The organism is Acinetobacter sp. BIGb0102, from assembly GCF_003815055.1.
Taxonomy (GTDB): domain Bacteria; phylum Pseudomonadota; class Gammaproteobacteria; order Pseudomonadales; family Moraxellaceae; genus Acinetobacter; species Acinetobacter vivianii.
In genome coordinates this window covers 138,559-164,131 of the sequence record NZ_RKQE01000015.1, presented here as the reverse complement: position 1 = coordinate 164,131, position 25,573 = coordinate 138,559, and the positions used below count along the sequence as shown (strand labels likewise).

The 25,573-nt window shown below is 44.2% G+C and carries 22 protein-coding genes; 4 read left to right on the top strand and 18 right to left on the bottom strand.

Features of this window, described 5'->3' with window-relative positions; all coding sequences use genetic code 11:
- Positions 1-4 precede the first annotated feature (4 nt).
- Genes nusA through EC846_RS15320 form a run of 3 tightly spaced genes read left to right on the top strand, consistent with a single transcriptional unit; the run spans position 5 to position 4,615 of the window.
- Positions 5-1,489 (top strand): transcription termination factor NusA, encoded by a 1,485-nt coding sequence (gene nusA, locus EC846_RS15330; RefSeq protein WP_004774096.1) that lies wholly within the window; start codon positions 5-7, stop codon positions 1,487-1,489.
- A gap of 10 nt (positions 1,490-1,499) precedes the next feature.
- The gene (infB, locus tag EC846_RS15325; RefSeq protein ID WP_004774098.1) at positions 1,500-4,214 is read left to right on the top strand and encodes a translation initiation factor IF-2; all 2,715 of its coding nucleotides are present in this window, start codon (positions 1,500-1,502) and stop codon (positions 4,212-4,214) included.
- Positions 4,214-4,615, top strand: coding sequence for a ribosome-binding factor A (locus EC846_RS15320; RefSeq protein WP_004774100.1), 402 nt, complete (start codon positions 4,214-4,216; stop codon positions 4,613-4,615). The genes infB and EC846_RS15320 overlap by 1 nt, the downstream gene beginning before the upstream one ends.
- Before the next feature lie 54 nt (positions 4,616-4,669).
- On the opposite strand, the gene EC846_RS15315 is transcribed toward EC846_RS15320, so the two are convergent.
- The 16 genes from EC846_RS15315 to EC846_RS15240 all read right to left on the bottom strand — a co-directional run bounded on the left by EC846_RS15315 (position 4,670) and on the right by EC846_RS15240 (position 21,779).
- On the bottom strand, positions 4,670-5,044 hold the full coding sequence (locus tag EC846_RS15315) for a Na+/H+ antiporter subunit G (protein WP_004774101.1): 375 nt from the start codon (positions 5,042-5,044) through the stop codon (positions 4,670-4,672).
- 11 nt (positions 5,045-5,055) lie between these two features.
- Positions 5,056-5,331, bottom strand: a complete 276-nt coding sequence (locus EC846_RS15310; protein WP_004774102.1) for a monovalent cation/H+ antiporter subunit F — start codon at positions 5,329-5,331, stop codon at positions 5,056-5,058.
- Entirely contained in the window at positions 5,328-5,858 is a 531-nt protein-coding gene (locus EC846_RS15305; RefSeq protein ID WP_004774105.1) for a Na+/H+ antiporter subunit E, read from the bottom strand. Before EC846_RS15305 ends, EC846_RS15310 begins: the two co-directional genes overlap by 4 nt.
- The gene (locus EC846_RS15300; protein WP_123775683.1) at positions 5,858-7,669 is read right to left on the bottom strand and encodes a monovalent cation/H+ antiporter subunit D; all 1,812 of its coding nucleotides are present in this window, start codon (positions 7,667-7,669) and stop codon (positions 5,858-5,860) included. Before EC846_RS15300 ends, EC846_RS15305 begins: the two co-directional genes overlap by 1 nt.
- Positions 7,669-8,037 (bottom strand): Na+/H+ antiporter subunit C, encoded by a 369-nt coding sequence (locus tag EC846_RS15295; RefSeq protein ID WP_004774108.1) that lies wholly within the window; start codon positions 8,035-8,037, stop codon positions 7,669-7,671. The genes EC846_RS15300 and EC846_RS15295 overlap by 1 nt, the downstream gene beginning before the upstream one ends.
- On the bottom strand, positions 8,030-10,882 hold the full coding sequence (locus tag EC846_RS15290) for a monovalent cation/H+ antiporter subunit A (RefSeq protein WP_123775682.1): 2,853 nt from the start codon (positions 10,880-10,882) through the stop codon (positions 8,030-8,032). The genes EC846_RS15295 and EC846_RS15290 overlap by 8 nt, the downstream gene beginning before the upstream one ends.
- 250 nt (positions 10,883-11,132) lie before the next feature.
- Complete coding sequence (locus EC846_RS15285) at positions 11,133-12,515, bottom strand: ATP-binding protein (protein ID WP_123775681.1); 1,383 nt, start codon at positions 12,513-12,515, stop codon at positions 11,133-11,135.
- A 24-nt stretch (positions 12,516-12,539) separates the two neighbouring features.
- A complete protein-coding gene (locus tag EC846_RS15280) occupies positions 12,540-14,042 on the bottom strand; it encodes a UvrD-helicase domain-containing protein (protein WP_004774114.1) in 1,503 nt (500 codons plus the stop codon).
- Positions 14,043-14,051: 9 nt separating this feature from the next.
- Entirely contained in the window at positions 14,052-14,819 is a 768-nt protein-coding gene (gene hisIE / locus EC846_RS15275) for a bifunctional phosphoribosyl-AMP cyclohydrolase/phosphoribosyl-ATP diphosphatase HisIE (protein WP_062848138.1), read from the bottom strand.
- Positions 14,820-14,910: 91 nt separating this feature from the next.
- Positions 14,911-15,291, bottom strand: coding sequence for a VOC family protein (locus tag EC846_RS15270; protein WP_123775680.1), 381 nt, complete (start codon positions 15,289-15,291; stop codon positions 14,911-14,913).
- Positions 15,292-15,303: 12 nt separating this feature from the next.
- Positions 15,304-16,620, bottom strand: coding sequence for an FAD-dependent oxidoreductase (locus EC846_RS15265; protein ID WP_123775679.1), 1,317 nt, complete (start codon positions 16,618-16,620; stop codon positions 15,304-15,306).
- 108 nt (positions 16,621-16,728) lie between these two features.
- The gene (locus EC846_RS15260; protein ID WP_123775678.1) at positions 16,729-17,328 is read right to left on the bottom strand and encodes a cytochrome b; all 600 of its coding nucleotides are present in this window, start codon (positions 17,326-17,328) and stop codon (positions 16,729-16,731) included.
- Positions 17,329-17,595: 267 nt separating this feature from the next.
- Positions 17,596-19,215: an ABC1 kinase family protein gene (locus tag EC846_RS15255; protein WP_004774121.1), complete on the bottom strand. Its 1,620-nt coding sequence runs from the start codon at positions 19,213-19,215 to the stop codon at positions 17,596-17,598.
- An 18-nt stretch (positions 19,216-19,233) separates the two neighbouring features.
- Positions 19,234-19,908 carry a ubiquinone biosynthesis accessory factor UbiJ gene (locus tag EC846_RS15250; protein ID WP_123775677.1) on the bottom strand — a complete coding sequence of 225 codons (675 nt, stop codon included), beginning with the start codon at positions 19,906-19,908 and terminating at the stop codon, positions 19,234-19,236.
- Positions 19,909-19,918: 10 nt separating this feature from the next.
- Positions 19,919-20,860 (bottom strand): bifunctional demethylmenaquinone methyltransferase/2-methoxy-6-polyprenyl-1,4-benzoquinol methylase UbiE, encoded by a 942-nt coding sequence (gene ubiE, locus EC846_RS15245; RefSeq protein WP_004774123.1) that lies wholly within the window; start codon positions 20,858-20,860, stop codon positions 19,919-19,921.
- A 211-nt stretch (positions 20,861-21,071) separates the two neighbouring features.
- Positions 21,072-21,779: an FFLEELY motif protein gene (locus EC846_RS15240; RefSeq protein ID WP_205634340.1), complete on the bottom strand. Its 708-nt coding sequence runs from the start codon at positions 21,777-21,779 to the stop codon at positions 21,072-21,074.
- Between the two features lie 207 nt (positions 21,780-21,986).
- Between EC846_RS15240 and EC846_RS15235 the strand changes: the two genes are divergently transcribed.
- Positions 21,987-23,405, top strand: coding sequence for a phosphate--AMP phosphotransferase (locus EC846_RS15235; protein WP_123775675.1), 1,419 nt, complete (start codon positions 21,987-21,989; stop codon positions 23,403-23,405).
- Between the two features lie 27 nt (positions 23,406-23,432).
- Here the strand turns inward: EC846_RS15235 and EC846_RS15230 are convergent, their stop codons facing one another.
- Both EC846_RS15230 and EC846_RS15225 read right to left on the bottom strand, forming a co-directional pair.
- Positions 23,433-24,725, bottom strand: a complete 1,293-nt coding sequence (locus EC846_RS15230) for an MFS transporter (protein ID WP_123775674.1) — start codon at positions 24,723-24,725, stop codon at positions 23,433-23,435.
- 264 nt (positions 24,726-24,989) lie between these two features.
- On the bottom strand, positions 24,990-25,496 hold the full coding sequence (locus EC846_RS15225; RefSeq protein WP_047431420.1) for a hypothetical protein: 507 nt from the start codon (positions 25,494-25,496) through the stop codon (positions 24,990-24,992).
- Between the last annotated feature and the right edge of the window lie 77 nt (positions 25,497-25,573).

The following is a 25,573-nucleotide window of genomic DNA, read 5'->3' as shown; positions in this document are numbered from 1 at the left end:
ACTTATGGGCCGCGAAATTCTTACCGTTGCAGAAACGGTTAGTAATGAAAAAGGTGTTAGTCGTGAAGCGATCTTCCAAGCGTTAGAGCAAGCACTTGTTGCGGCAACGAAGAAAAAGTTTTACGAAGGCACACATTCTGAAGAAGCTCAACTCCGTGTTGAGATTGATCGTAAAACTGGTGATTACCGTACCTTCCGTCAATGGACAGTTGTTGCGGATGAAGATCATGAAATGCCAGCATGCCAAGATGCAATTTCTGATGTAGACCCTGCGAAATGGTCAATCGGTGATGTGCGTGAGCTTGAAGTTGAATCAATCGAGTTTGGTCGTATTGCTGCGCAAATCGCTAAACAAGTGATCGTACAGAAGATTCGTGAAGCAGAGCGTGCACTGGTTGCAGATGCGTATGAATCTAAAGTCGGTGAGTTGATTTACGGTGAAGTGAAAAAGCAAACCAAAGATGGCTTTATCATTGATCTTGGTGACAACGCTGAAGCTTACTTGGCGCGTGAAGAAACCATTCACAAAGAAATTTTACGTCCTAAACAGCGTATCAATGCAATTTTGTACAATGTAAACCGTGAAGGTCGTGGCGCACAATTATTATTGTCTCGCGCACGTCCTGAAATGCTGATTGCATTGATGAAGAAAGAAATTCCAGAAATTTCTGAAGAAATCATCGAAATTAAAGCAGCAGCGCGTCAACCGGGTGTTCGTGCTAAAATTGCAGTGAAAACCAATGACCATCGTATTGACCCAGTAGGTGCATGTATTGGTATGCGTGGTACACGTATCCAAGCTGTACAGCAAGAGTTGAACGGTGAGCGTATTGATGTGGTGGTGTGGTCTGATGATCCAGCTCAATATATCGCAAGTGCGTTAGAGCCAGCTGATGTATCAGGTATTGTCCTTGATGAAGATGCACGTAGTGCTGACATCATCTTTGCGACCAATGATCAGTTAGCGCGTGCAATTGGTTCGCAAGGGCAAAATGTTCGTTTAGCATCTGAATTGACGGGTTATAAACTCGACATGATGTTAGAAGAAGAGTATCGTGCTCGTCAGCAAAATGAAGCACAGCAATATTTAGACATGTTTATTACACGTCTTGATATTGAAGAAGACTTGGCAATGGCATTGGTTGAAATGGGCTTCACTTCATTAGAAGAGATTGCTTACGTTCCAGCTGAAACATTTGACGAAATCGAGCTTGAAGCTGATTTGGTTGAATTGCTACAGAGTCGTGCGAAAGAAGCTGCTTTGACGGATGCATTGAAACAGCAAGAAAATATTCAAGAGCCAAGTGCAGAACTTCTCGGTATGGAAGGTATGACAACTGAGATTGCGTATGCATTGGCGGCGCGTGGTGTGGTTACTGTTGATGATTTGGCAGACCAAGCAACTGACGATATTTCTGATATCGAAGGTTTAGGTCATGACAAAGCGGGTCAGTTAATCATGAAAGCACGTGAATCATGGTTTAACTAGGAGATAATAGATGACGGACAAGTCGATTCAAGAGTTAGCACTCAGTGTAGAACGTCCTGTAGAGAAACTCCTGGAACAGGTTCGCGAAGCAGGCTTACCACAGCGTAAAGCAGATGACATTATTACCACTGAACAGCAAGATACTTTGGTCAATCACTTGAAAAAAGTACATGGTCAGGAAAGTGGTAACACAGGAAAGATTGCGTTGAAACGTAAAACAACGAGTACTGCTAAAGTTACAAGTACTTCAGGTAAAGCAAAAAGCATTAATGTTGAAGTTCGCAAGAAACAAGTTTTTGCTAAGCCAAATCCAGAGTTACTTGCAGCTGAAGCAAAAGCGCGTGTAGAAGCAGATGCTAAAGTACGTGCTGAACAAAAAGTACGTGATGAAGCAGATCAAAAAGCTCGTCATAGCGCTGAACAAAAAGCAAATGCAACATTAGAAGCAATGCGTGCAGCGCATACTTCTGATAGTTCAGGTCAAACCACTGCGAAAGCAGCTGTTGTGGTGAAAAAGCGTAATAGCGACAAGGTCATTAAAGCCCCTGTTGTTCGTCCTACAGAAACACCAGAACAGAAAAAAGCACGTGAAGAGCAAACTGCTCAGTTGAAAGCGACTGAAGAAGCAGTACGTCGTAAAGCAGCTGAAGAAGCGCAGCAACGTACGCTTGAGCAAATGCGTCAGATGGCATCAAAATATTCAAATGATGATGCAACTGCAACCATTCGTGTTATTGATGATTCACCTTTAGCTGCTGGTCTTGTTGGTCAGGCATATGAAGATTCTTTCAATAAGGAAGACCGTGAAATCAAACGCGGTGGCGCGACTGCAAACCCACGTGGTGGTAAGAAAGGCGGTCGTGGTGGCGATGCTCAGTCTGAACAAAGCTTTAGCAAGAGCCATCACAAGCGCGGCTTGAAAACAAGCCAAGCCAACAAGCATGGTTTTGAAAAGCCTGTGAAGAAACAGGTTTATGATGTAGAGATCGGTGAGAAAATCATTGTTGCCGATCTTGCACAGAAAATGGCTGTTAAAGTTCGTGAAGTCATCAAGACCCTCATGAAAATGGGTGAGCTTGTTACTCAGAACCAAGCGATTGATCAAGATACCGCTGTACTTGTCGTTGAAGAATTGGGTCATAACCCAGTATTGGTTTCTGATACACAAGCAGAAGATAACTTATTGGTTGCAGCTGAAGAAGCGCGTGGTGAGCAAACAACTCGTCCACCAGTCGTTACAATCATGGGTCACGTTGACCATGGTAAAACGTCATTGTTGGACCGTATCCGTCGCTCTAAAGTGGCAGCGGGCGAAGCGGGTGGTATTACTCAGCACATTGGTGCTTACCATGTTGAAACTGAGAAAGGCATTATTACTTTCTTAGATACACCGGGACACGCAGCGTTTACGTCTATGCGTGCACGTGGTGCGAAAGCAACTGATATCGTGGTACTTGTTGTTGCTGCTGATGATGGTGTAATGCCACAAACAGCTGAAGCAATTGACCATGCGCGTGCTGCTGGTACGCCAATCATTGTTGCAATCAACAAAATGGATAAAGAATCAGCTGATCCAGATCGCGTATTAAACGAATTGACCACCAAAGGTATCGTACCTGAAGAGTGGGGCGGTGATGTTCCAATCGCTAAAGTATCTGCACACTCTGGTGAAGGTATCGATGGTTTACTTGACCTGATCCTGATCCAATCTGAATTGATGGAGCTTAAAGCTTCTGCTGAAGGTGCGGCACAAGGTGTTGTAATTGAAGCACGTGTTGATAAAGGCCGTGGTGCAGTAACCTCGATTCTTGTACAAAACGGTACATTGAACATTGGTGACCTTGTATTGGCAGGTTCATCGTATGGTCGTGTACGTGCAATGTCAGATGAAAATGGTCAACGTATCACTTCTGCAGGCCCATCAATTCCTGTAGAAATCTTAGGTTTACCAGAAGCGCCAATGGCGGGTGATGAAGTTCTTGTTGTTAATGACGAGAAGAAAGCACGTGAAGTTGCTGATGCTCGTGCAGACCGTGAACGTCAAAAACGTCTTGAGCGCGCAAGCTCGATGCGTCTTGAAAACATCATGGCATCAATGGGCAAAAAAGATGTTCCAACAGTTAACGTGGTACTCAAAACTGATGTACGCGGTACTTTGGAAGCATTGCATGTTGCACTTGATGAGCTTGCAACTGATGAAGTTAAAGTCCGTGTAATCGGTTCTGGCGTAGGTGCAATCACCGAGTCAGACGTAACGTTGGCTGAATCTTCAGAAGCAGTATTGTTAGGCTTTAACGTACGTGCGGACAATACAGCACGTCAAAAAGCTGACCAAGATGGTATCGATATTCGTTACTACAGCATCATCTATCAATTGATTGACGATGTGAAAGCTGCAATGAGCGGTAAGCTTGCACCTGAACACCGTGAGACTATCTTGGGTGTTGCTGAAGTGCGTGAAGTATTCCACTCAAGTAAGTTTGGTGCAGCAGCAGGCTGTATGGTACTTGAAGGTGTATTACACCGTAACAAGCCAATTCGCGTATTACGTGATGACGTGGTTGTGTTCCAAGGCGAGCTTGAATCTCTTCGTCGCTATAAAGAAGTGGTTGAAGAAGTTCGTGCTGGTATGGAATGTGGTCTTGCAGTCAAAGGCTATAAAGACATCAAGGCACAAGACAAGATCGAAGTGTATGATGTTCAATTGATTAAACGGAGTCTTTAATGGCGGGTAGCCAACGCTTAAAGCGCATGGCGGATTCGGTACAACGTGAGTTGTCCGAGCTCATCCGTCAGGAGCTTAAAGATCCACGTCTGGGTGGTCTTGTGACCATCTCAGCCGTGAAAGTCAGTGCAGATATGGGATATGCTGAAGTATATGTCACTGTAATGGGCCGTGAACTTGGTGATGACCAAAGTGAAGCTGCAAATAAAGAAACCTTGGATGTCTTGAATAAAGCATCTGGTTTCCTGCGTCATGAGTTGAGTCGTCGTATCAAGACACGTATTACGCCAAGATTGCGTTTCCATTACGACAAGACCAATGCCTATGGTAACTATATGTTTGGTCTGATTGCTGAAGCGGTTAAAGATCTGCCTGAACAAGAGCAAGATGAACAAAAGTAAATAGATATAAAAAAGCCACCTTCGGGTGGCTTTTTTATGCGCTGAATAAAAGTGTTAATCTTTCTTCAAAGGATGACGACGGTAGCGTTGCCAAGGAAGCGGACGATTTAACGCTTCTGGTACATCACCACTGGTTGAGCGTAAACGTAAGTGAATTGCCGCTTGAGCCATCAAATTCGCTGATACTGGTGCAGTGATAAATGCAAATAAAGTAATCAGCAGCTCTGCAAAACCAAAACGGCCTTGTGTCGCTGAGAAGATCATTGCAGCGATCAAGAAGCTCCCGAGACCCAGCGTACTGGATTTGGTTGGTGCATGTAGACGCATAAACAAGTCTGGCAGACGGATCATGCCGATCGAACCGACCAACATAAAGAATGCGCCAAACACCACAAAGAATGAAATGATAATCTCAAAAATCAATTGCATGCTGGAGCTCCTTAATCAATCACGTGACCGGTTGTGAAATAGCGGGCGAGGGCAGCGGTTGAAACAAAGCCCAGCATTGCAACCAGAAGTGCGCCTTCAAATAAATTGGTGCTGACCCAATAAATGCCCAATACCACGATTAAACAGGTGGCATTCAGGAAGAGTGTATCCAGTGCCAGCAAGCGGTCAATCACAGAAGGGCCGACAATCAGACGAATCAAACACATGAACATGGAGATGGTAATCGCAATTAAACCAATACCCAATGCATAAGGTAAAATAGTCATTTGGTTGCTCCTTCTGCTGTAATCTTCACGTCAAAGATTTCGATTAAAGGCATTTCATAGCGCTTTTTGATGTCCTGAATATCAAGCTCGGCATTATCAGTACTGAGCGCATGCACTAGAATATCACCACGTTCCTGATCAATACCCGCCGAAACCGTACCCGGTGTGGTGGTAATGATCATTGCCAGCAAGGTATTCACTTGTTCGTGCTCGGTGTCCAATGGAACGCGATACCATTTAGGATGCAACTGGTCCATTGGTCCGAGTACCATTTTAGCAACACGGAAATTAGAGATCACGATATCCCAAAGCACCACAAAAACCAGTTTAATGGCAGGCGTCCAGTGAATATGTGGTGTTCTGGCAATAAATGGACTCACTAAACGTGCAATCCCGACTGCCAGAATCACGGCAATTAAAATATCAGTTGCATCCAGACTGTGAGCCAGCATTAGCCAGCTCAGGAAAATCAAAACAGACACAAATGGATGTGGGAACCAACGGTCAAGCAAAGATGATTTTTGCATTAGTGATCCTCCATTGGTTTTAACTGCGTGTTATTTGGAATGGTCGGTGCTTCTAAAACCTGCCCAGCGATTTGACGCTGTTTATATTCGGAAATATGTTCACCTTGTAAGGTCGGCTTGGAAATAATATCCGGAATCAATACGGCATTATGATCTTCTACTTCACCACCATACTTGGTTTCAGGTAAATAGCTTGGATCATAAGGCTGAACACTGATTGGACGACCTTGTGCATCATTTTTCAGAATGGTCTGGTTATATAATGCATGGTTCTGGATTTGCTGAGCAGTTGCTGTGGTATAGCTTTGTATTGGCGCAGCAAAAACCACATAGGCCATCAAGCTGGCAAGCAGGATGTAGATCGCCTTGTCATTACGTTTTGGTGCAACTTCAGGTAAGGCCTGATATTCAGCATAAGCAGCTTCTTTCTGGTCATCTTCTGGAGGCGTTGCACGCCAGAACAGAATAAAACCAACACGTGTCAGCGCGATGATGCTGAGCAAGCTGACAATCAAGATGACTGCAATGATCCAGCCTTGATATGGCGTTTCAGCTGTGGCTTGTAAAATAAAGACTTTGCCCAAGAAACCACTGAAAGGTGGTAAACCAGCCAACATTAACGCAATGATGAAATAGGTAAATGCTGCTGCTTTTTCCTGTTTAATTCTAGGTGCAACTTTCAAATGATCTTTGAAAGAACCACGTTGTGATGTCATCCAGCCACAGAATAAATAGAATGCCGCTGCGATTAAAGTACTGTGTACTAAATAATAGAGTGCCGCAGCCCATGCTGCTGTGTTGAACATGGCAATTGCAATCAGCAAGGTACCAATCGATGACAACACCATAAAGCCAACAAAACGACGGAGACGTTCTGCACCAATTGCACCAACTACACCATAAAGTGAAGTAATCAAGCCAATAATCAGTAAACAATTCTTGAAAATGCTCTGTGCCATAGCATCATCAAACACGGTTCCATTGACCCGCAAAATCGCGTAAATGCCGACTTTGGTCATAATGGTAAACAGTGCTGCAACAGGTGTGCTGGCAACGGCATAGGTTTTTGGTAACCAGAAGCCGACAGGGAGCATGGCTGCTTTAATACCAAATACCACGAACAGTAAAAAACCACCTGCAATTGCAAGCTTGTGCTGATCACCATCCAAGGTTGGTACAAGACGACCGACATCGGCCATATTTAAGCTACCTACACTGCCATAGATCATCCCTAAACCGATCAGGAACAGGGCAGAGGCGAGCAGGTTAATGGTGACGTAGTGAATTCCCAGTTGAAAACGTGGACGACCTTGACCGTGTAATAGCAACACATACGAAGCCATCAACAGGATTTCAAAAAATACGAATAAGTTGAACAAGTCGCCTGTGAGGAATGCACCCGCGATTCCCATCAACAGGAAATGCACCATGGTATGGAAATAGCGTCCACGCGTGTCCCAGTTATCGCTTGCGAACCAGATTACAGGTACGGCAAGAAGATAAGTGAGCACTAGCATAAATGCAGAGAGTTGATCGAGAACCAGAACAATACCAAAAGGTGCAGACCATTCACTGAGTTGATAAACCGTGATTTGGCCGGTACTGGCAATCGCAAGATAACTGATTGCGGTGATCAGACCTAAAATTGCTGAACCCAGACTGATACCGCGACGCCAAGGTTGACGCCAATCGCGTTTTAAAGAACCTGCACCCGGATTACCCAGTAAGAGCAAGATAAAACTGGTAAAAGCCGGAATTAAAATACTGATAATCGGAGCGTGAGCGTGCCAGAAAGTATAAAAATCAAACATTATGGCTCATCCTCACGTGGGTCATAAGTCAAGGTGGGTTCTTCTTTAGAGTCGACATGATCAGTACCTGATTCATAACGGCTGCGTAAGGCAAGTTGCACAATAAATGCTGTGGTTGCAAAGCCAATGACAATGGCTGTCAAGACCAGTGCCTGTGGCAATGGATCGGTGACTTTGGTGGCTTGTGTCAAAACAGCAGGGGCGTTAATTTGCAAGCGCCCCATTGCGAACAGGAAAAGGTTGACCGCATAACCAATCATGGCAAGGCCAAGCACAACAGGAAACGTTCTGGCACGTAGAATCAAATAAATACCTGTTGCCGTTAATAAACCAATCCCTGAAGCGAGTAAAAATTCAATACTAACCATTTTCTTTATCTCCACTTGGGATCGGGCCTGACATACTGGAGTGACGTGAGTCCCCCAAGACCGAGATCAATAACATGGCAGCCCCTACAACGGTAATATAGACACCAGTATCAAAGGCAACAGCCGATGCAAGGTGCATTTTTCCGAGTAAAGGTGCTTCCACATAAATATGTGCACTGGTGAGGAATGGACGCGCCCAGAACCATGCTGCAATACCAGTTAAACCTGCAATGGTTAAACCAGAACCAATCCACAACTCATAAAGACGTCCAGATTTGGCTTTGATCATCTGTTCAGTCTGGTCTTGTCCCAGCACGATGTACTGGATCACCAAGGCCATTGAGGTAATTAAGCCTGCAATGAAGCCACCACCTGGAAGGTTATGACCGCGCATGAAAATATACACACTCACCACAAGCGCAAGCGGCAAGATCCATGATGCAGTAATACGTAACATCAGTGGAGATGGGTTAAAACGATAAGTCAGACCTTGTGTCATGGTCGTGCCATGCGCACGCATGCCATCCATCAAGCACAGCGCACCAATTGCCGCGATGCCCAATACGGTGATTTCACCGAAGGTATCGAATCCACGGAAGTCCACGAGGATAACGTTGACGACATTTGATCCGCCGCCAAGTGGAATCGCCTGTTGCATGAAGAACCATGAAATTGAATTATGGTCACGTGTCAGTAACAACCATGCAATCCAGCCAATCCCTAAACCGCCTGCGATTGCCAGACTTGCATCTCTCCAGCGACGTGAACGACTTGATTCATATGGCGTCAGTTGCGGTAATAACGACAGACTCATTAACAGTAAAACCGTCGTAACAACGTCTACGGTAATTTGTGTTAATGCAAGGTCAGGTGCAGACATGGTCACGAAAACCATGGTCACCACTAAACCAACCGCACCACTGATTAGAACCGCTTTGATTCGTTCATGATGGAACCAAAGCATCATCCAGCAACCAGAGAACAAAGTGAGCCATAAAACAATAGCCACCCACGGTGCATGTGTCAGTTCTCGTGTACCTGTGGTGAGTCCCTGATTCAACAGCGGCAGTGCCACCATGACAATACTAAAGAGGACGATCCAGAGCAGATAGCTTTGCAGAGAACCATTTTCGGTGGTCTGCTTCATGCGGCGACTGCTGAGCAGTAAATGTTTCAGGAATAGATCGAATAGAACTCTGCCCTGAAATTTACCCAAATGAGGATCAAGATCAATCTTGCGAATGCGTCCGTCTTTCGCTAGTGCGAAATAGAACAATGCCCCACCAATCAAGGCAATCACACTCATTAGCAACGGTGCATTAACCCCATGCCAAATCGCAAGATGCACACCTTCAAATTCAGGTTGAGCCAGACTTGCACGCGTTACGCTATTCACGAGCGTGCCAGCGAGTAGGGCAGGGAGGATACCGACCAAGATACACAAAGTCGCAAGAATGATTGCAGGCAAGCGCATGCCTAATGGTGGTTCATGCGCATCTTTATTTGGAACCTGTTTACCAAGTGGGCCATCGAAGAAGACACCGTGAACCAGACGAATCGAATAACTCACCGCAAAAATACCTGCCAAGGTCGCAACGATCGCTGAGATCACCATGACTGGGCCAGATAGATTTGCCAGTAATTCAGTAAAGAACATCTCTTTGGAGATGAAACCATTGGTCAGTGGAACGCCTGCCATAGATGCAGCGGTGATCATGGTCAGGGTGGCAGTGAATGGAAGCAGTTGCCAGACGCCACTGAGCTTACGTAAATCACGTGTACCCGTTTCATGGTCGATAATCCCTGCAATCATGAACAATGCCGCTTTAAAGGTGGCATGGTTAATGATGTGGAATACAGCCGCTGCAACTGCGAGCGGTGAACCGATACCGAGTAAGCAGACAATCAGACCTAAATGACTGATGGTCGAATAAGCCAGTAATCCTTTGAGATCTTCTTTAAAAATCGCAAAACCTGCGGCCATACACAACGTGAATAAACCGACAAAAGTAACGATGTTGTGGTATAGCGCAGCACCAATAAAAATAGGCGCTAAACGTGCCAGCAGGAAAATCCCTGCCTTAACCATTGTTGCCGAATGCAGGTAGGCCGAAACAGGCGTGGGTGCCGCCATGGCATTGGGTAACCAGAAGTGAAACGGGAACTGCGCACTTTTGGTGAAAGCCCCAAGTAAAATTAACAGTAAGGTCGGAACAAAAAGCTCATGTTGCTGAATGGTATCTTTCATCAGCACCAGTTGATCAATTTGATAGGTGCCTGTGATTTGACCCAGTAAGACAAAGCCCCCCAGCATTGCCAAACCACCCATTCCTGTAATTGTAAGAGCCATACGGGCACCACGCTGGGCAGCATCATACTGACTCCAGTAACCAACCAGCAGGAAAGAGGAAATACTGGTTAACTCCCAAAACACCAATAACAGGATCAGGTTGTTGGAGAGTGAAATCCCGAGCATTGCTGCCATAAACAGCATTAATAATTGATAGAGTTTACTGAGCGAGTTCTTCGGGCTGAGATAATAATAGGCATAAATATAAATGAGTGTGCCGATACCGCTAATCAGCAGACCAAACAATAAACCTAATGCATCTAGGCGAAAACTAAGATTGATTCCAAGCTGTGGAAGCCAGTCCCAGCTTTGTTGCAGGGTATTGCCCTGAAGAACCGTTTCTGCCTGAGTAAGAAGTAAAATAAAACAGCTAAGGCTGATGCCAATCGCCCCAAGTGCCGTCACGCCCCGTGAAATACGTTGCAATTGTGAGACAAGGGTGGTGCCGAGTATGAGCGGTAATAGGATAATAATCGGTAGCACACTGGTATCCATGTCGATGATTTAGGTCGAGACCTAAGGGTGAATTTTTTTCAAGACTTACAGGCACTCAAAGAGAATACCAAAAACTTTAAATCTTGAAGCCCAATCAAGTTAACGGAGGCAGCAAGTTGTATTGCACAACTTGAAAATAAAAAATGAGATTTATTTTACTACAAAACATCAATAAAAATCTGATGTTATTACATGAAAATAACAACACTTTTTGTTTTAAACCACAGAATTATCCAGTTCGGGCAATCGATTAAAGTGGGCTCTCCTGCGGGGTGTCATCTATCCTGAGCAAGTTGATTAAATCGCTCTTTTCTTGTTCATTTAGACCCTGAATCTGATGAAATAAATCATCCACTTTGTTCGATAAAGGATCAGCTTGCAGCAAATTCTGTTGTTCGATTAAGCTCATTTCTTCTGTTTGCGCTAACTCTTGATACAAGGCAGAAAGTTGTTGTTGGGATGCTTCCAGATCGATTTCATAAACGCCTTTTTGATCCAGTTTCAGGCATTGGTATTGCGCAGCATGCTCCAGCAAAGCATCACGGTTGCCTGTGCTAATAATTTGCAGACGAGGGAATGCTTCATGTAAGCGCGCCAGAATTTCAGCACACATATGCTGGTCGAGCTGATGATCAATCTGATCAATCAGCAAAATGCCTTCACCTTCCAGACAGGGATTAAAACAATGCTGATTCAATAAACACAATCGTCGGCTAATATCTCCCACCAACGCAATCCATGCTTTCATCGAAGCAGACAGCAGTTGAAATGGCAGCGTCTTTTCCTGATAGCGCACCATTAACTGAAGTTTGGGAACGTATTGAATATAAATATCATTCAGTTCGGGAAAAACAGTTTGCAGACTGCTTTTCAAGGCATACAAATTCGGTGCAGACAATTGTTTAGGATGATTGACCAGTTCCTGCTGCAATTCTTGCAAAATTTCTGACTGGTTTTGCTGATTAAAATCGTTGCCCATTAAACGTCTGACAATGTGAGCCGAATGCGCATTTTCCACATCGCTGATTTCACGCAACCATTCAAAAAACCGTGCAAAAGTGGTGTAAGGAATTGCTGTTAGATCATAGGCGGCAATTTCCTGCAAAGTCCCCGGCGTATTTTTACTTTGTAAATTAATATCTTGTACAAAGCGTTCAGCGGGATAATAGGCGATCAATGGTAAGCCGAGTAGCGGATCCTGCTGATTGGTTTTCTGGTACAGCGTTACCAGCTGGTCGAGTTGCTGGGTTTCCACCTGACTGATGCCAACACCTTGTGCATTGAAGGTTTTGTACAATTTCCACATGCAGGTTTGTGTATCTTCGGCCTGTGCATTACTACTTTCAGGCAAAGCGCCATTCAGCTCGCTGCTCATGCGGACATGAATCTGGATTTTGGCTTGTAGTCTATTTAACAGAATATCCTGATCGGCAATCACGACCCCAGCGGTGCGTATATCTTTATAGCGTGCAGAAAACCAGGTCAGGCTTTGGTAGATATTCTTTAAAATCGTGCTTTTACCAGTGGCCTGATCACCCAGAATCAAGGTAATGGGGTGTTGTTCAGGATAGAAATCGAGTTTTAAATCCCGAAACATCCCGATGTGTTTAAATAGAACCGATTCAAGTTGCATAAGCTGACCTCAATCATGAGCGCTTTAACCTGCTGACTGACGAAGACTTGAGGGCGCCCGCTGTTTTAATTGTTGTATTAAGTCGTATAAATGATGAATATTTAAACTTACTTTAGCACGCGTGCAGGCCACGTAAAGTAGTCTTAACTCTTCATCTGTAATTTTATGTTCCATTCCATTTATTTTAAATTGGTAATCGTCTTCGATATGAACCCGATTCCATTCCAGACCTTTGGCTTTGTGTGCAGTTGAAATGACATAGTCTGCCTGTTCAATCGGCGTAATTTTTGCCAATGCTTTTTTCAGCGGTTCAGTTCCGTGATCATCAACCAGCTTCACTAAAGGTTTGATATCGCTACCATCATTGGTTTCACAATATTCATGCACATCATGCCATGAGTTGAACCAAGCCAGTTCAGGCACATCGGTAATCCGTTTACCTTGTTTCAGCAAACTTGCGGCATCGACAAAGCGGCTGAGTTTTTGATGATCGGCTTGCAGGCTGACTTTATCACCATGCACCAGACCAGAAAGCAGTAGTTCCATCGCGCGGGCATTGGTACGGCAAAGGATGGCATCACGCATTTTAGTATGCGGTTTATTGACCACACTTGATTTTACATTTGGATTGCCGAGTAGAGGAACGGTTTCGTTCAATGCACCCAGCAAGCTGTTGGCAACATCGGCAATCGCTTCACCAAAACGAAAAGAGGTGGTGAGGCGACTTTCAGGCAAAGGCATTTGTTGCATGGCATTGATTGCACCACGCCATGCATAGATTTGCTGATGCGCATCACCGACATAAATCACTTGGGTACTTTTTTGACGCAGTAAAATCCCTAGCATCAATGGGTCTGCATCCTGTGCTTCATCGAACAGCACATAATCTGCAGGAATATTCGGTTCTGATAAGGCCCATAGTTTCAGGTAAATATCATGCCCGATTCCAGCCTGATGATTCGGATCAATCGATTCCAGCCAACGGCGTTCTACCGCAGGATAAAGGTGCTGCTGTAAGGCTTCAATATCATCCAGATGTAACCAGCTCGGTGCCTGAATATGACGTGGGGCAGGGTATTGGGAACTGGTCGAACAAAAGTAGCTCACCGCATTGGCCACCAGACTGGCTAGACGGCTGGGCATCAATACATATTTTTCATAACGTCCGCCCATTAAGCGACGCAGAGTAATTGGCTCTAAGCGATATTCTTTGGCAATAAAACTTGGGCTGAGACGGGGCAGACGTAACTTGTCGGTGACTCCACGTGGAACACTGCGAAATGCCAGTGAGTGGAAGGTACGACAGTTTACGTTGCCATGAAATTTATTCTGTGCTTCAGAAGCAATAGCCTTGTTAAAGGCCAGATACATACCACGCCGTTCGGGCATGGCATCACTGATCATTTGCAAAGTGGTGGTTTTACCTGTGCCAGCATACGCAATCACTTTAAAAGATTGACCTAAACGGGCATTGTCTATGGCTATCGCTTGCTCATAGGTGGCTTTTGGCTTTTCTATATTTGACACAGGCTCTATTTACGCTTCTTTACTACGGTTCGCTTTTTCAACTAAACCAGATAAACCTTGGCGACGTGCCAGCTCATCTAGTACCACTTGCGGATCAAGGTCGAAATAACCCAGCATGACAATACTGTGGAACCAGAGATCAGCGACTTCATAAACCAGATCGTGTTTATTTTCCAGTGAGGCGTGCACCGCATAATCTTTGGCAGCGATAATACTTTCGACACTTTCCTCACCGACTTTTTCTAAAATTTTATTGATGCCTTTTTTGTAAAGGCTGGCAACATAAGAGTTATCTGCTTCGGCATTTTTGCGTTCTTGCATCAAACGCCCGAGATAAGCAAGCACATCCACCTGTTCACTTTGAACGTGATCATGTGCTTCAACTTTTGCAGATGCGCCGTAAATCGCTGTCGGATCTTTGAGTTGGGCATCTACGATTTCCCAACCTTGTGGGGTGAGCTTGCGATAGAAGCAAGATTCACGGCCCGTGTGGCAGGCAATACCACCATGCTGTTCAATTTGTAGAATAATGACATCGGCATCGCAATCGAGACGAATTTCATGCACGGTTTGAAAGTGCCCTGACTCTTCACCTTTGTGCCACAACTTTTGACGTGAACGCGAGTAATACACCGCCTGATTTTTTTCAGCAGTGAGTTGTAAAGCCTCACGATTCATCCACGCAACCATTAACACTCGACCAGTTTGATGATGTTGTGCAATGGCAGGAACAAGACCATTGGAATCAAATTTAACTTCATCTAACCAGTTTGACATGAGTGAAAATCCATTGGGTGGAAAGCAGCTAGTGTAGCGTTTGTGGCTGGGGTTGGCTATGCTTGTGGGGTAAAAAATCGCGGATAGGGCATTAAAGATAGTTTGAGATTTCAATCAAATTCTGATCTGGATCACGAAAATAAATCGAAAGGATTTTTCCCATCGCACCTGTTCTTTGCACTGGACCTTCAATGATTTCAATCTGCTGTGCCTGAAGGTGTGCAATCACTTCATTGAGTGGCGTTTCCGCAATAAAACATAAATCGGCTGAACCTGCGGTTGGTCGAAATGCTTTAGGTTCAAACTCTTTGCCGGCTTGATGCAGATTAATTTTTTGAGTGCCGAATTGTAGTGCCTTGCGGTTTTCACCGAAATGAATGACTTTAAAGTTCAGGGCGGATTGATAGAACTTACAAGTTGTCTCAATATCGGCAACGGTCAGAACCAAATGATCTAGATGGCTAATTTTCATATTTCACTGTGCTCATTCATATTCAGGGACAGATGCATTGGTATTTTTCAATGCATGGTTTGATCCAGCATAATGTGCCACTTGCTGATAATCCAGTTGTTGAAATAGTCCAGTTTTTAAACCTGAAATGGTAATTGCCATTTCTTTACGGAAGTAGGGAATTTGATACATCCATGGGAAAGTCAGATCGCGTATGCCGCCCGCCCACCAATGATCAGATTGATACAATGGCGTTAATAATCGGCTGAGAAACTGGTAGAACTGGGTCGAAGAACGTCGATGTTGATGGTAGTGTTGCCAGAGCATCGGCCAGTCAGTTTGCTGATGATGGGTTGCAGCCTGTAAGGATTGAGAAAAAGCCCATGCATCCAGTAAAGCCATATTGGCACCTTGCCCCAGTTGTGGACTCATGGCATGGGCAGCGTCACCGATCACACCGGTTCGACCTTGTCCAAATTGTGACATCACCACATCACGATATTGAGCGGAAAGCCATTGAGGTTGATTCTGTTCATTTGTCAAAAGCTGTTTGAGCCATTCTCCAACCTCAGGCCAACGATCGCCGACTTGCTTTAACCATTGTTGTTTCGCTGATTCATCTTTTAGAAAAGCGCCCAGTTGCGGGGTAGGCAAACTCCAGAACACACTAGAAAGGCGTTGCTGTGGAGCGGTCGGGATTGCACCTGTAGGCAGCACACCCATCATGATTTTTGAGCGGTCATAAAATTGATGCAAAATTTCAGGATTTAAGTTTGGGCATTCTGGCACGATACTCCATGCCGCACCCCACGGATAAGCCTGATCCACTTTTACCCATGCTTTAGGGCGTAACTGGCTACGTGCACCATTGGCAATCAGTACCGCATCAAAATGTTGATCAAATTTCTGTTGCTGATACGTACCGAATAGCCGAACTTCATGGGCACTTTCCTGAATCTGGTCGATCGAGTGACTCATTCGCCAAGTGACATGACTAGAATATTCAGCCAGCTTTTGGGTGAGAACGTGACATAAAGTTGCACGATGAATGCCGAGTCCATATAGATTGCTGCCTGCCTCACGATAATGACTATTTACCAACAGTCGTTTATCTGCAAGCTGACCTTCTAATCCTGTGACTCTCGCGCCTAATTTTAGTGCAGATTCAAGTACACCAAGATGTTCAAATACGGCTAAACCTGCGGGTTGTAAAAGTAAACCTGCACCCACAGGGGAAAGTTCATCAACCTGTTCAAATAGCGTGACTTGATTGCCTACACGTGCAAGTAAAATGGCTGTGGCGAGTCCAGCAGTACCTGCACCGACAATCGCAAAGTGTGGAGTTTTCATTGCTTATTCTTTTAAAGTCTTTATTGGAGCATTCAGTGATGATCTTAACTGATCTGCACGACTTTTTAAAAATGAAAATCTAAGCGCTTTTTTAAATATTAGATGGGTTTATTTAGGTTGATCTTGCCCAGTGGTCATTTTGAGGAGGGTGCGGTCTTTTTTGATAAAGTGGTGATACAGTGCTGCACCTGCATGCCCAAGGATCAACATCCAGATCAGCCATTGTCCAAGAATTTGCTTATGAATAAAATCAATCGGTTGCTCAAATTCTTCAAAGGTTAAGCCCAAGCCTTGTGAAATCCAGCTTTGGAACAGGGCTGTATGCTCAAATTGGGGGATCTCAAACAGGAAAAAGAATTCCGTATTTACACTGGTACCTAAATAGCCTGTTAATGGTGCAATGATCATAATGGCATATAAGGCAAAATGCCCTGCATGCGCTGCAAAAGTCATGAGCGGGCTGGCAGGTTCTAACTTCGGTTGTGGATTGCTAAGACGCCAGATCACGCGAAGGATGACAAGCACTGCAATACTTACGCCGACAGAAAGATGCATTTGTAGAGCAGTCCAGTTTTCAGCTGTACCTTTTTCAGTAAACCAATGGCGGTAATAAACACTGCAATAGGCACATAAAAATAGCAATGCTGTGGTCCAGTGTAGCCATCTTGCAATTGTGCCGTAATTCTCTGCGCTATTCCTTAAACTCAAATTTGCATCCTTTCACATCTGTTTTTTTTAATTTGATTGCCTTAGTCGTAGCTTCGATGAGCAATCAGCAAAAAATAATCATCTACTTCTCAAAACAGGAAAAGGGCTCAGGTAAGGATGGCCTAAGTTCAATATAAAATTTTCCTGAAATGATTTTTAAATTGAAAATTGGCTGCGTTTTTGCTGGGTTTTAAGAAAAAATGAATTTGAGGGCAAAAAGAAAGGCCATATCTATCGATACAGCCTTTGTTTGATTTAAAGCAGAATTTATTTCGCAATACGCCAAAGCGCCAACAGGCTACTCAGTACAATCAATACAATGGAAATAAACCACGGTGTAATAATGGCAATGGTCAGCAAAATCAGCATGGTGCTGCCAAACATCCAGCTACGACGTTGCTGTTGCTGCATTTGCAAACGCATGTGCTGGATTTCACGGAGTTGCTTGTCATGCCATGCAGACTGGTTTTTTAATCCATTCAGACTATCAATCAACAGGCTTGGAATGTCTTGCGCGCCAAGTAACAGATCTGGGATTTGCTGTCCGAGCTCTTTCACATTCTTGACGGGATTCATATTGGCTTTCACCCATTCGGTCAGAATCGGTTTTGCCAGTTTCCAGATATCCAGTTGCGGATAAAGATCAGTACCCAAACCTTCCACATGCACCAGTGTCTTGAGCAGTAGCATGAGTTGTGGTGGAATTTCCAGATGGAAACGACGGGCAATATCCATGACCTGAATCAGGATACCTGCAAAATCCAGTTGATCCATCGGCTTTGAAACCATTGGCCCAACAGTACGGCGCATTTCACGCGATAATGCATCCTGATCCGTACCCGGTGGAATCCAGCCTGCCTGATGCACGATTTGAATCAATTGCATAAAGTTGCTGTTCATCACCGCAAGCAACATACGTGCAACCGTCATCTGGTCATGCTTGGAGAGTTCACCCATGATGGCACAGTCCAGCGCAATAAAGCGTGGATTGCTTGGATTAATAGTCTCGACAAAGACATTTCCCGGATGCATATCTGCATGGAAAAAATTATCTCGGAATACTTGGGTGAAGAAAATGGTCAGGCCTTTTTCTGCCAGATCCGCACGATCCATGCCTAAACGGTCAAAGGTCGCGATATCAGAGATCGGCACGCCAGTAATACGTTCCGCTACCATCACATCTTTACTGTCCATATAGACTTCAGGCACGTACATCATGCTTGAACCTGTAAAGTAGTGACGCATACGACGGGTATTATCGGCTTCCAGACTTAGATCAAGCTCATTTAAAATAATCTGACGATAATCTTGAATAATCTCTGTCAGATGCAAGGCACGGGCTGCTTCCAAACGGTTTTCCAGCCAGTCACCTAACCAAGCCAGAATTTCAAAGTCTTGTAAAATTTGACTGCGAATATCAGGACGAGTGACCTTCACTACGACTTCGCGACCATCATGCAAAGCTGCTGTATGCACTTGTGCAATCGAAGCGGCAGCAAGTGGTTGTTCATCAAAGCGAGAGAACAGGGTGGTCACATCTGCTTTAAGTGATTCCTGAATCCGTTGTTTTGCCAGTTGGGTGTCATAGGGCTTGACTTGATCTTGCAATAACACCAATTGCGATAATACTTCTGGTGGAATCAGGTCGCGGCGTGTAGACAGCAGTTGTCCCAGCTTAATCGCCAGCGGCCCCATTTCTTCAAGTGCTTCTTTCAGTTTAAGCGGATTCTTCTTTTCGCGGCTTGACCAAGCCGCTGGGTGCATTTTAATGATATTTAATGCATGACGTGCTTTAACAGGTAATTCTTCCGCAGGGAACAGGGTATCAAGGCGATAGTGTGCTGCGATACGCCAGAGTTCGTGTAACCGTGTAACATGCGGAATCATATAAAGTCTTACCTAGTCTTATGTGGGTTGCTTTTGTGGATTGAATTGAGCATTCAGCTGTTGAAGCTTGGCTTCCAGACGATCAATTTCCTGATTGAGTTGGCGGGTCTCTCGATTGAGATCATCCATTTGCCAACGTGGGGCAAATAAACCGCTATCTTCTTTTAAGGCATCTTCAACAAAAAATAAATGGCTTTGTAGTGAGCGTTTTAACTGTTTCGGTGCAAGTTGCACTTTACCCAACTCATGTGCCAGTTGTGGACCGATCCACGGGGATAAATGCGCTGCGAGATCTGGCTCTGCTTGCTGCATGATTTTTTGAATATCCTGCAATAAGTGATAATCACCTTGCAATGGAATATTGCCAATCTGATCTATGTCGCTGAGCAATAATTTAACCAGCTCAACCGTATTTTCAACATGTAAGGTTGCAGTTGCATCCTTGAGGGTATGTTGAGGATCAAAAGGGCGCTGTTCAAAAATAGAAGGGCTTTGACTTTGTCCCGTCACGGTCGGTTCGAGACGAACTCTATTCTCATCAAAAAACACATCAACCGAGAGTTGTGGACTATCGATCACAACACGTAATAATTGACCTTGTAGTTGATTAAGCTGAATGCGTGTAATCGCATCCAGATCAATCACATGATGAATGATACGTTCGACTGCACCGAGTGCTAAAATCGACCACATATCTTAAACCTTAAAGTTTGAATCCACGATGAACCGCAACAATACCACCTGTTAAGTTGTGATAGTCACAGCTTTGGAAACCTGCATTTTCCATCATTCCTTTCAGGGTACGCTGGTCTGGGTGCATACGAATCGATTCAGCCAGATATTTATAGCTTTCCGAGTCATTGGCAACCAGTTTGCCCATGATCGGCAATGCTGTGAATGAATAAAGGTCATACAGTTTTGAGAATGGCTCAAACACTGGCTTAGAAAACTCAAGAATCAATAAGCGACCGCCTGGCTTAAGCACGCGATACATGGCTTGTAACGCAGCATCTTTATCAGTCACATTACGCAGACCAAAGCTGATGGTGACTAAATCAAAACTGTTGTCTGCAAATGGCTCTAAAGTTTCAGCATTGGCAAGTACGAAATCAACGTTGGTGCAGCCTGCATCAATCAGACGATCACGACCGACATTTAACATTGATTCATTGATGTCTGATAAAACAACATGACCCTGCGGCCCAACTTCACGACTGAATACTTTGGCTAAATCGCCTGTACCACCTGCGATATCCAGCACATGTTGACCACGACGAACGCCTGACATATTAATCGCAAAGCGTTTCCATAGACGGTGAATACCAAATGACATCAAGTCATTCATGATGTCGTATTTGCTGGCAACGGAATGGAACACTTCGGCAACTTTTTGTGCCTTATCATCACTACTCACGGTTTGATAACCGAAGTGTGTGGTTGCACCAACGTTGCCTGTATTGGCACCACGCGGCAAATTATATTTTGGGATTGAACCTGTTGAGGTCGGCGCTGCATCTTGTTGTAGAGACTGTTGCTGACCTTGTGGTGTGCCTTGTGGAAGTGGCGTGTTTAAGAAAGGGCTGACTTTGTCTGAACTTGGGTTTTGCTCAACTTCTGGGGTAGGCTGTTGGTTTTCGTTAGACATTGTTTTCTCCTAAACTTTCGCTCTAGCGGCACGAATCAGCAAGCATGATGACAGATTTTGTATCTTTTTACAGGGTTTCGCATGTAATTGATATGAATAATATACAGAAAGTCACTTTCTCAAAAGGGTTTTAATTTTTCTTAAGATTTGAAAAGACTCATTTTTCTATTTCAGCCATCATGTGCGTGGCTGAAATAGAAGCAGACTTATCCTAGTCACGGAATGGATTTGGGTGTCCTGCATGAACTTTATCAATAATTTCACGCTCTTTTTCACTAAAGGTTTTAATAAAGGTTGCCGCAGATTTCATGGGTTTCATCGCAGCGAAACCTTCCTGAATAAACTCATACATGCCATCAAACTGGTATTTATGTGCGATGCCTTTGCACATTTTAAAGGCAGCATACATCATGGTTGAACGCATATATTTATCAAGCGTCAGGCCTAATTCATCAAGAAGCTGGAGTTGTTCATAACGCGCTTCACCCTGATCGAGTTTGATCAAGGTCTGGCGCATGATCTCATCCGTTAAAGGTGTTTCGAGGGGATAATCTTCTAACAGTTGCTGAGCAACTTGCTCATCGAGTCGTGTTGCAAGTACCGCTAAACTCACTGATTTAGTGCCTGTTTTAATCGCATTTTCCGGGAGAAGGCTTTCGGCTTTATGGGCATATTTGAGCAGACGTTCGATTTGTTGCGCCATTGCATCAAAGTCTGGCCCACCATATAAGCGATTTAAAAAGTACGCTGCCATAAGCTGGTTCTTGGGTTCGGCAAAGAACTCTGCATGCGTCTCGGCAATACGTGCTTTCATCCATGCCTGTACTTCATGCAATCTCTGCGCAATCGCTGGATTCTGGTGGTAATTCAAAGATTGATATTGTAATAAAAGTTGATCAAATGCAGCGAGTTTTGACATGTTCGAACTCAAAGAAAATAAAACGATAAAATCATAGGCATCATCATAGCGGAGAACCATGACAGCATAAACTTTAAATGCTTAATAATTAGTCACTATAGTCGTGTCGGTACAGTCAACATAAACTGTACACGGGTTTTTCTGCGAACATTTATAGTTTGAACAATAGCAATTTTAATTTTAATAATGAGCCAGTTAGAGCAGCACATGAGTAAACAACAACCCACATTTGAATTACGTGACGAAGATGAACTCTCTTTAGAGCTGATTGAGGCGCAATATGCATTAAAAGAAAGTCGTGATAAGAAAAATGCAAAAAGTGTTCTGGTTCTGGTGAGTGGTATTGAGTTGGCCGGTAAAGGTGAGGCCGTGAAACAGTTACGTGAATGGCTAGATCCTCGTTATTTACGAGTCAAGGCCGACGCACCGCAATTTTTAACAAATAGCCAGCCTTTTTGGCAGTCTTACACCCGTTTTATTCCTGCTGAAGGGCAAATCGTGGTGATGTTTGGTAACTGGTATAGCGATTTGCTTACCACCGCGATGCATGTGTCCAAGCCACTGGATGAAAATTTGTTTGATGCCTATATTGAACAAATGCGGGCTTTTGAACATGATTTGCAAAATAATCATGTACATATTGTCAAAGTCTGGTTTGATTTATCGTGGAAATCGCTACAAAAGCGCTTGGACCAAATCGATGCTTCGGAACAACGCTGGCATAAATTACACGGTCTGGATTGGCGGAATAAAAAACAATACGATACCTTGCAGGGCTTGAGCCAACGCTTTACCGATGACTGGTTTATTATTGATGGCGAAGATGAAAAGTTGCGTGATCAATGTTTCGCACAATATCTTTTGCAAACCTTGCAAGAGTTGCCAGAACACCAGACTAAAGTGACCCAGAAGTGGCAACAGGCAAAAATCCCACAGCGCCTATTGGAACCAGAGCAAGCCAATCTGGAAAAAGAAGATTATAAAGAAGAACTGAGTAAACTGACCAAAAAAGTGGCGGATAAGCTGCGTTTTGATGAGCGCAAAGTCGTGATCTGCTTTGAAGGGATGGATGCAGCAGGTAAGGGCGGTGCAATCAAACGCATCGTCAAAAAACTCGATCCGAGAGAATATGAAATCCATACCATTGCAGCACCCGAACGTTATGAGTTGCGCCGACCTTATTTGTGGCGTTTCTGGAATAGATTAAATGATAGCGGCAAGATTACCATTTTTGACCGTACCTGGTATGGGCGGGTGTTGGTTGAGCGCATTGAAGGTTTTGCCTCAACAGTAGAATGGCAACGAGCTTATAGTGAAATTAATCGTTTTGAAGAAAATCTGGTGGATAGCCAGACAGTGATTGTCAAAATCTGGCTGGCGATTAGTAAAGACGAGCAGGCACTCCGATTCAAGGCACGTGAACAAACACCACATAAACGTTTTAAAATCACAGAAGAAGACTGGCGTAATCGTGAGAAATGGGATGATTATCTCAAGGCAGCAGCGGATATGTTTGAACGAACCGATACCGATTATGCACCGTGGTATGTAATTGCGACGGATGATAAATATTCAGCACGGATTCAGGTTTTAAAAGCAATTTTGCAACAACTGAAGGCGGACTAATCCGCCTTACAGCTAACTTCAATTAAATTAATTGTTACTCGCTAATTGGGCGCTATAACTGCGATGCTGACGGAATACGATCAGTGTCGCGATTAAACTGGTGATTGCGGCGAACATCAGCCAGAAAGCAGGCATGCTCTTATTGCCTGAGGTCTGTACCAGATAGGTTGCAATCATCGGTGTGAGTCCACCAAAAATCGAAGTGGCAAAGCTATAAGCCACGGAGAAACCGGCAATGCGGACTGAACTCGGCATCATTTCAGCTAGTGAAACCACCAGCGCGCCGTTGTAGAAGCTATACAGCAAAGAGAACCACAACAGCACCATCAACATATGCGACAGGCTAATGGTATGGGTCAGCCAAGTCAGTAGTGGATAAGCACTGATAAAGATCAACAAGGTTGTGGTGATTAACAATGGTTTTCGACCAAATTTGTCAGAAAGATGTCCGCCAATCGGTAACAGAATAAAGTTACTTAGCCCAACCATAATCGTGGCGATTAAGCTTTCGGTGCGGGTTAAATGGAGTACTTCTTTACCGTAAGTCGGTGTATAGACAGTAATAAAGTAGAACATTGTCGTTGTGGTGGCGACCATACAAACACCTGCCAGCACAATTTTCCAGTTGGCCGCCAAAGTGCTTAGAATTTGTCGAGTGCTTGGATGTTCTTTACGGGAGGCAAAGGCTTCTGTTTCAGCCAATGACTTACGTAGCCAGAAGATAAATGGAATGATGGCACAACCGACGAAAAAGGGAATTCGCCATGCCCATGCATCAACCTGAGCTTTGGTGAAAATGACACTGACGATATAGCCCAACACAGCAGCGAAGATCACCGCGACTTGCTGACTCGCCGATTGCCAACTGGTGATAAAACCACGGTTATGTGGCTCGGCAATTTCTGCCAAATAAACCGAGACCCCGCCAAGTTCAACGCCAGCAGAGAAACCTTGTGCAAGCCGACCTGCGAAAATGAGGACTGTGGCTGCAAAGCCAATACTGGCATAGCTTGGGGTAAATGCAATGATTAAAGAACCAAAAGCCATAATGCTCAAGGTCACCATTAGACCTTTACGGCGACCGATCCGGTCAACATAAGGGCCAAGTACCAGCGCACCAATCGGGCGCATCAGAAAACTGACAGCAAACACCAAAAAGGTTTTCATCAGTGCGGCATAACTGCTGTCGGAGTGGAAGAAAGTCTCGCCTATCGCCTGTGCATAGAGACCGAAAAGGAAGAAGTCGTATTGTTCAAGGAAGTTCCCGCTGGTCACGTTAAAAATTGCACGGACACGAGAAGGTGATTGGCTAGTTTGCACAACGACGCTCCATCATCTAATTATCATCGAGATGTGGAGATTAAAAATACAATCTTTATGAAAGCTTAAAAAATTAAGTGAATATTAACGTAATTGTGGTGTTTTTTTATGGATGTGTTGGTGTGATGTAAACAGGAGCCTTGAGGTGTGAAGTAAATAACACATGAATTTGGTCGAGTAATAGGGGCAATTTTCAGTTTTTCATTTCACCTGACCAAACCAATAAAAAGCAGGTATTTAAATCGATACCTGCTTATTTTTGATTTAAGCAACAATGGTATTACGGCTTTTTTGCTGAATCCGTTTTGCCAGATTATAGCAATCCTGGACATGCGCTTCAGTGATTTTGCGCATCATGAAATAGCCAAGACTGGCTGCCACAAGTTGTCCGCCTAAAGGAATAAATTTAGTCACCTGTTTGGTGGCAATCTTGGTGAAAAAGCCATTAAACGACTTTTTCATCGCGGTACGCGCCACCACAAAACCTGAAAACTCAAATCCGCGCTTACGTAGTTCGTCCCAGTGAACTTTTTTAGTTTCAGGGTCGTAAACACTGATATGTTCAGGTGCTAAACCAAAGCGGGCATTAATATCGGGAATAATCTGGGTCAGCATACCCAAATCAACCACCACATCAAAGAATGGAATCGGTACAATTGCTGCGCCTGCGGACCAATATGCACGTTTTTTAGTGAGTTCTAAACATTCGTCACGAATTTGTTCCAAGTTTAAACTTGGGTCAATGGAATCAGGAATTTTTTCAATTTTCATAAAGTTATACCTAAAGTCTATCCCTTGATAGTACATTCAATCGTATTGAATGGTGAATTTCAAAACAATTTTTTTGT